This window comes from Chitinophaga sp. (genome assembly GCF_036569185.1).
GTDB lineage: Bacteria > Bacteroidota > Bacteroidia > Chitinophagales > Chitinophagaceae > Chitinophaga.
The window spans coordinates 1-8,499 of the sequence record NZ_DATCRD010000006.1; the positions used below are offsets into that span (position 1 = coordinate 1).

Here is an 8,499-nt window from a genome sequence, read left to right on the forward strand (position 1 = left end):
TTGGCCTGATGATAAATGGCTGCCAGCTCCCGGTGCACATTAAATGTGATAAACTCAAATTTCTCCGCCCATTCCAGGCCATTACTCAGCAGGGAGATATCGCCGGTTTGCGCTACTACGGTATGCAACGCCTCCAGGTAAGCTTTTGCCAGTAAGGCGCCTTGCGGGAAGTAGTCGTCGGATAAAATAAAGGCCTGTTCAAAATAGTGGATAGCCAGCCTCGGCTCGCCTATCTCACAATTACTATATGCCAGTACCAGGTAAAGGGATACCTGCTCCTGCTGTTGCCAGCTGTTACCCTGCAGCGTTTCCAGGTAAGCGATATCTGTTCTTTCCAGCGTAGTCTCCGGGCGGAGAATACGTTTTTTTTCCAGCTGTTGCAGGAATGCGGGTAAATCCTTTTGAATCACATTGAGCAATGTTTCATTCATAATGATTGTTTGGGGGATGAGTAACTACTCTGCGTGCCACGTGCAAATAGTATACACACGCAGCAACCCGGAAGTACCATCACCTCACCGCATAATTATCCGCCGACGTAGCCACCGGCCTGCGGTTCACCACTCGCAGCACATAATCACCTGAACCGGTTTCCATGATGTACCGCCCTTCTTTATACCCTTTCTCTATCGCCATTGCTACACCGTTCACCGTAATGTCAGACGTCGATTCCGCAGGCATATAAATAGTGGCATGGGCATTTGCCGGTATATGCACACGCAACGTGAAAATATTGTCTTCCTTTTTCCAGTCACTCACAATTTCACCATAGGGAGAAAGATAACTGGCTTTGGCGGAGGTAACATCTCCAACAGGTTCGGGCCTTATCACCATATCGTGGAAAGCAATACTGCCCGCTGCCGGGCGTATACCGGCTAACCCGCTGTAGAACCATTCCATCAGGTGCCCCAGCATAAAGTGATTGTTGGAAGCATCACGGTAGCCCTGCCAGGATTCGGTGAGCGCAGTAGCCCCTTTTGCCAGCTGCAGCCCATAGCCGGGTACATCGGTGCGACTGTTCATATCATAAATCACATCCGAACGGCCCTCATCGTCCAGTACGCGGAGCAGGTAACGGTAGCCGATATCGCCGGCGGTGATACCGTTGTTATGCTGACGGATGTCTGCCACAATGTTTTCCACGATATCAGGTTTATAACGGGGATCTGCCAGCTGCATGTATACCGACATGGCATTGGCGGTCTGGCTTCCGGTAGCATACTGCCTGGTGCTGTCATTGAAAAAAGTGTGGTTATAAGCCTGCTTCACCGCTTCGCTTTGGGAAAGATATTTTTGTGCGTCTGCTGTTTTCCCCAATATCCCAGCCACTTTGGATAAAATACTGAGGTCATAAAAATATATAGCCGTTGCCGTTACACCTTTAGGCGTGAGCTGCGCTTCCCCGGGGAATTTCGGGCCAATATCGTACCAGTCGCCCAACCCGTGGGAAAGGATATGATGATGTGATTTTTGCGAAAGGTAGTTCACATAACGGGTCATCATAGGATAACTTTCTTCCAGTACAGATTTATCGCCATACCACTGGTACATATACCAGGGCAAAATGATGCCGTTACTCCCCCACTCCGGCGAATCACGGAAGCCATCTTCAAAATGCACATACTCCGGCGCTATATCGGGAATCAGCCCCTCTGCTGTTTGCGCATGGATCATATCGCGCACTACTTTGCGGCAAAGCGCGGCAATATCATAATTATACCTTATGGAACTGCCCACCAGGTGCGCTTCTTCCAGCCAACCCAGTTTTTCACGATGCGGACAATCGGTGAATATACTGGCAGTGTTACTGCGGATGGCCCAGTCGATCAGCTTAAAAATTTTATTAAACAATTCATTGGAGCAGGTGAACTGGCCAATAGTAGCTGCTGCATTTCGCGTGTGCAAACTTTGCAGTGTTTGTATTTCCGGTAGCCCGTCAGGATTACTTTTACCTGCCGGCACGGCGCCATCAATTTGTATATACCGGAAACCATAGTACATAAACTGCGGCTGCCAGTATTCTGTATCCTGCCCTTTCAGGGTATAATTAAAAAATACCGGGCTGCCTACGGCAGATTGATCAGCCAGGCCCTTGTCTGTAATAAGTTCTGCGGGCGTAATGCGTACCACCTTTCCCTTTTTCCCTTTCAGGGAGATGGCAGGAATAGCGGATGCATTCTGGCCCATATCGTACACCCAGGTAGCGGGGCCGGTTTGAGTAACCTTAACAGGAGTAAAGCGGTCAAATATTTTCAGTGGTGCGGCGATTTGCGCATCCAGTTGCGGCGGACCGGTTACGGCGACAGCATTCCTCCATGCTCCATCATAAAAAGAGGGCGTATCCCATCCGGGTTGTTCCAGGTTGGCGTCATAATCTTCACCACCGTAAATACTGGAAAAGGTAACAGGACCAGGTGTTGCTTTCCAGCTGGTATCGCTGATAATATTTTCTGTGCTGCCATCGCGGTACTGCAGGTACAGCCTGCAAATCAGCTGTGGATAACCAAAAGCGCCGGTAAGTTTGCGGTATCTTTCTCCCGGCACATAAAAGAATCCATTGCCCAGCATTACACCAATGGCATTGGCGCCGGTATGTAGTTGCTCCGTTACATCAAAAGTTACATAAAGGGCATGCTGATCGTATTTTGTCCAGCCGGGATCCAGGAAATGATCCCCTGTTTTTTTCCCGTTGAGATGAAGATCAAACTGACCCAGTCCGCTGATGTAAACGGTGGCCCTTTGCAGTGGTTTGGCAATATGGAATTCTTTTCTCAGCAGGGGCAGTATATCTTTCCGCCGGCCGTAATTCTTGTCGTTGGTAACTGCCGGCACAATGCGGGCACTGTCCGGTATTTTCTCATATCCTATCCATTGCGCCTGCTGCCAGTCGTCCGGGGAAAACAACCCCGTATGCCATTGCGCAGTTTCACTCCAGCCGGAAGGCTTTCCCTGCTGGTCCCATACCATCACTTTCCAATAGTAGGTAGTAGCAGGCAACAGGGGTTTTCCATTGTAAAGCACCTGTATAGACTGGTCGGATAATACCTTCTTTGAATCCCATATCCGTCCGCGGTTACGCGCCAGTGCAGCGGGGTTATCCGCTACCAGTATGCGGTAGGCAGTTTGACGAACATTGCTTCCTTTACTTTGCAGTTGCCAGCTGAGGGCGGGCCTGGTAGCATCAATGCCTGCGGGGTTTTGCCGGTATTCACATAACAGGTGTTGCAGCGAAACCGGTTGGGCTGTACCGGTATGGGCGATACACAGCAATAATAACAATAGCCATGATCTCATCATTCAACTGTTTTTGATAGGTCAGATATCTATGATCGCTTTTATCACTTCATTACGGGGGTCCAGCCAGGAAGGAAAAGTATGTTTCACTTCCCCGAATTTCACGCGGTGTGTAATATACTTATCCGGCTGTACCTGCCCTTCTTTGATATAGCGGATCACCTGTTCAAAGTCTTCGCGGGTAGCATTACGGCTGCTCATCAGCGTAGATTCCCTTTTGTGAAACTCAGGATGGGGAAACTGCAGCAGGTCCTTCTGTAATCCTATCAGCACATAACGGCCACCATGTGCCAGGTAATAAATACCCTTGTTAATAGCTTTCTGGTTACCGGTAGCGTCTATCACTACAGTGGGCATATCGCCATCGGTGATTTCCTGCAGCCTGCTGCTGATATCCGTGGCAGCATTGATGGTAAAAGGGATTCCCAGCGTTTCACGGGCAAACTGCAGCCGTTTATCCTGTATATCGGCGGCAATTACCTGAGCACCGGCAATGCGGGCCAGTTCCATGGCTGCCAGCCCTATAGGTCCCGCTCCCATCACCAACACAAATTCAGCGGGTTGTACGCCTGCCCTGTTGATACCATGGGCGCTTACCGACAAAGGTTCCACCAGCGCCAGCTGTTCGGCGCTAAGCCCATTCCCATGTACCAGTAACCGTTCCGGAACAGAAAGAAACTCCACCATTCCCCCGTCCTTATGTACGCCCAGCACCGCTATGCGCTCACAGCAGTTGGGCTTGCCATTGCGGCAGGCAATACAAACACCGCAATTTTCATACGGGATCACTGTTACCAGTTCTCCCACGTGGAAACTGCTGTCTACTGCATCCAGCGCTGTAATCTCTCCTGCCAGTTCATGACCCAGGATGCGGGGATAATTAAAAAAAGGCTGGGTACCTTCAAAAGCGTGGAGATCGGTACCACAAATGCCTATTTTCCGGATTCGGATAATAGCCTGGCCGGCCTGCAACGCAGGCATTGCCTGCAGGCCATATTCAAAATTGCCGGGAGTGGTACAGATAAGCGTTTTCACACCAATTAATTTAGAAAAAAATATCCGTACCCCCACGTTTTATTTTTTTGCAGAGATACCGGTATTAATTATCAGGAAGAAAGGAGAAAGAAAAATTTTGTTGCCTGTTTGGTAAGATGTACTATCCGTTTACGCCAAACAGCCTTGATAAATCATATTTTTGTCATGCCGACACTTAATCTCTGCACATTTGTATAATTTGGGTATTTTTACTTTTATGCACTACGATATCCCCGAATTGCAACGCAGAATATATACCGGTGATACACAGGCATTTAAAGAATTATATGATAGTTGCTGCACGCCATTGCTGCAACTGGCAATGACAATTGTTCATACAAGAGAAATGGCCGAAGAAATAGTAGCGGATGTATTTATTTCGGTATGGAAAAAAAAGAAGGACCTTAACCAGGTAGCCAACCTGAAATGGTATCTCTATGCGGCTACCCGCAATATCTCCCTTAATTATCTCCGTAAATACGCCCACAAAAAAACAGTCCATCTCGATGAAGCGCAACTGCCCGAATACGAGGTAGACCCTGAAGCGCAACTCATCAGCAACGAAATGATGCGGCATATCAACACCGCCATCAGCGAGCTTCCCCCGCAATGCAGGCTGATTTTCAGGCTGGTAAAGGAAGATGGCCTCAAATACCGGGAAGTAGCCGCACTGCTGAACGTTTCCATTAAAACCGTGGAAAACCAGGTAGGCATCGCCCTGAAAAAACTTACTAAAATGAAATCGCTCCTGGTATCCCCTCTCCCCGGCGATCAATAATTTTTTCAAAAAAAATTTACAACCCTTTTGGGGGTATTCTTCTCTAACGATTGTCTTATACGCCGGAAGCAACCTTTATTCAAATCATCATAGCGCCATGAACAACGACCGTATATGGGTATTACTGGGCAAACAGGCCAGCGGCGAAATTTCACCGGAAGAACTGTCGGAACTGGATGCCCTGCTGAAGGAGCACCCGGAGGAAACCACCTCCCGGGAAATGGTAACGGCCATCTGGCATACCCCCTTGCAGGAAACAGCCGCCTCCGCTGGCAGTAAAACACGTATATGGAATAAAGTGAGCCCTCAGCTTATTACTTCCTCCCCACGCCGCGGCATAATACGCAGGATGGCCACAGTGGCGGCAGCGGCAACCCTGCTAACTGCCGCATGGGCCCTATGGCAGTTTGAACGGACCACCCCTTCTGTATTACAACAACTCAGTTCCGCCCCCGGCGGGAAATCAAAGGTGATGCTTCCCGATGGCTCCATCGTTTGGCTTAACCATGGCACACAGCTTAACTACGAGAAAAACAATTTCGGCAAACAACACCGTGAAGTAACCCTCACCGGTGAAGCCTTTTTTGATATCGCGAAAAAAGAAGGACTTCCATTTGTTATCCACGCAGGAAAGGTCAGTATCCGCGTACTTGGCACTGCTTTTAACGTGAAAGCCTATACGGGCGACAGCACTGTTTCCGCCACACTGGTAAGCGGTAAAATTGCCGTGTCGTTCCATGAACAAACGGTAGTGATGCAACCCAAAGAAAAGCTGACCATACCACTCACCCGGGCCATGCCGGCATTCCGGCAACAACGCCTGGAAACAGACAGCAGCGGACTACTTCCCGGCATATCCTGGTTGAATAATAAACTGTCGTTCGACAATGAAACATTTGGCGAACTGGCCATAAAAATGCGCAACTGGTATGGCGTTACTTTTCATTTTGCATCTCCCGGCCTGGAACAACTGCGGTTCTCCGGCATCATCGATACAGAATCATTAGAAGAAGCATTGAAAATGCTACAGCTGTCGCGCCCCTTTAATTTCCGGGTCAGCGGGAAAGAAGTCCTTGTCAGTAATTAATGCCGTATTATTATTCATCTTCCAAAAAATATAACCGTTATGACGTAAAAAAACACTTACAGAAAAACGCACTCATTTTACTTTCCTTCACCCTCTTACATTCCATGTTATGAAAATTGAGTTCCAACGGACTTTTGATAAGATTCTGTACGGCAAGCTCCTGTCCACACTTGCCCTGGCGCTGCTGATAACCGGGTTCAAACCGGCAGGCGCCACTTCCTTCACCCAGGAAAAGATCAGCATCTCACTGGAAAAAGTCAGCATAAAAACAGTGTTGAAAACGATTCAACAGAAAAGCCGCTGCCGGCTCATTTACAACGACGACATTCTTCCGGAAAAGCCACCCGTGTCTGTTCATGTACAAAATGCTACGGTAGAACAACTGCTTACACAGGTACTAACGGGCACTACCCTACGCTACACCATAATGGATAACAACGCCATTGTGATAGCGCCCGTAAATGTACGCGTAGCCAAGCTTTCCGGCACCGTAAGAAATGAGCACGGCGATCCGCTGATCGGCGTATCCGTAAAAGTAAAAGGCAGCAATACCGGTACCGTTACCAACGAAAACGGTCACTTTGAACTACAGGCCACAGCTGGTGCTACACTGGTGTTCAGCTATGTTGGTTATGAACAAACTGAAATAGTAAGTTCCGCCGCCCCGCTCAACGTGGTGCTGAAAGAAAGCGCCAGCGGCCTGAACGAAGTAGTGGTGGTGGGTTACGGTACACAGAAGAAAACATCTTCCACCGCTGCTGTAGCAGCCGTACAGGGAAAGGAACTGGCCAAATCGCCGGTCACCAATATCTCCAATTCCCTGGCCGGAAATGTATCAGGGATCAGTATGCGCCCTAATGGCGGGCAACCGGGCCGGGACAATCCCGATATCCACATCCGTGGTATCGCTACCACCGGTAACAACTCTCCGCTCATTGTAGTAGATGGCATCATCCGTAATAACATCAACGAAATTGCGCCCAGCTCCATCGCCTCTGTAACTGTGCTGAAAGATGCCGCTGCCGTAGCCCCCTACGGGTTAGGCGGGGCCAACGGCGTTATTCTCATCACTACCAAACGCGGTCAGACCGGTGTGCCCACCCTCTCGCTGAATACCTATTACGGCCTGCAAACGCCTACCTATTATCCTAAGATGCTGAATGCACAGGACTACATGCGCCTGCGTAATGAAGCGTATATGAATGAAAACCCGGGCGGTACCCAACAACCTTTCAGCGAAGACCTTATCAGCAACTACGCCAGCCTTAACGCCAGGGATCCCGACAAATATCCCATCAGCAATACAAAAGACCTGGTACGCATGCATGCGCCTATCCAGAATTATAACCTGCAATTAAGCGGCGGTACCAATACCATACGCTATTATGCCGGGCTGGGTTACCTGCAGCAGGATGGGATGTTTGACCCCATTAATTATAAACGTTACGATTATAACGTAAATATGGAAATAAGCGCCACGCCTACTACCACCGTGTCGCTGGCACTCATTGGCGCTATCGAAAAAACAAACAGCGTAGACGCCGCCACCACGCCCGGTCAGCTGTTCCGCAGCGCGTATAAGCTCATCCCCATCACCAACCTGTACTACAGTAATGGCCTCTGGGGCGAGTTTGCGGGCAATACCCCGGTTGGGATCCTCAAAGCAGGCTACTCTCACCGGAATGCCACTTCGCTGCTGACCACCCTCGGGGTAGAACAGCAACTACCGTTTATCAAAGGGCTTAGCGTGAAAGGAACTTTCAGTTATGACCCTAACGACTTTACAGTGAAAGGATGGCATACGCCGTTCTACTTTTACTCGCAAAACACGGCTACTAACCCTTACAGCTATACGAAACAGATCTCTACTTCAGAAGGAAGCGCGGCGCCTTACACCTGGCTGAACCAGGAGTACTCAAAAAACCAGTACTACACCTTCCAGGGATTCCTCAACTATCACAACACTTTTGGTAAACACGACTTCACAGGGTTACTGGTAGCGGAAGCGCGCAAGAATGACTCCACCGGCTTTTCTGCCAGGCGCAATAATTTCGCGGTAGGTATCGATGAGCTGGGGATGGGCAGCTCCAACAAAAATGATTTTGATAACAACGGCTCCACCATTACCGGCAGCCAGCTTGGATTTGTATACCGCGTAGGCTACATCTACGATCATAAATATCTTTTTGAAGCAGCCGGCCGGTATGATGGCCACTACTACTTTGCTCCCGGCAAACGCTGGGGTTATTTCCCGGCCTTCTCCGCAGGATGGGTGATATCAGAAGAGAATTTTATAGCAGATCAT

At 49.2% G+C, this 8,499-nt stretch carries 6 protein-coding genes; 3 read left to right on the forward strand and 3 right to left on the reverse strand.

Translation table 11 applies throughout. The features are described from left to right. The 3 genes from VIM72_RS00315 to VIM72_RS00325 form a co-directional block, all read right to left on the reverse strand. On the reverse strand, window positions 1-431 hold a 431-nt coding region (locus tag VIM72_RS00315; protein WP_332000879.1), incomplete at its 3' end, for a hypothetical protein. A 79-nt stretch (window positions 432-510) separates the two neighbouring features. Continuing rightward, window positions 511-3,297, reverse strand: coding sequence for a family 78 glycoside hydrolase catalytic domain (locus tag VIM72_RS00320; protein ID WP_332000880.1), 2,787 nt, complete (start codon window positions 3,295-3,297; stop codon window positions 511-513). Between the two features lie 18 nt (window positions 3,298-3,315). Next, the gene (locus tag VIM72_RS00325; RefSeq protein WP_332000881.1) at window positions 3,316-4,329 is read right to left on the reverse strand and encodes a zinc-binding alcohol dehydrogenase family protein; all 1,014 of its coding nucleotides are present in this window, start codon (window positions 4,327-4,329) and stop codon (window positions 3,316-3,318) included. Window positions 4,330-4,546: 217 nt separating this feature from the next. On the opposite strand from VIM72_RS00325, the gene VIM72_RS00330 reads away from it, so the two are divergent. The 3 genes from VIM72_RS00330 to VIM72_RS00340 form a co-directional block, all read left to right on the forward strand. After that, the gene (locus tag VIM72_RS00330) at window positions 4,547-5,107 is read left to right on the forward strand and encodes an RNA polymerase sigma-70 factor (protein WP_332000882.1); all 561 of its coding nucleotides are present in this window, start codon (window positions 4,547-4,549) and stop codon (window positions 5,105-5,107) included. A 97-nt stretch (window positions 5,108-5,204) separates the two neighbouring features. Continuing rightward, window positions 5,205-6,194, forward strand: a complete 990-nt coding sequence (locus VIM72_RS00335) for a FecR family protein (protein WP_332000883.1) — start codon at window positions 5,205-5,207, stop codon at window positions 6,192-6,194. 109 nt (window positions 6,195-6,303) lie between these two features. Next, window positions 6,304-8,499: SusC/RagA family TonB-linked outer membrane protein (locus VIM72_RS00340; protein ID WP_332000884.1), on the forward strand; the 2,196-nt coding region annotated here is incomplete at its 3' end.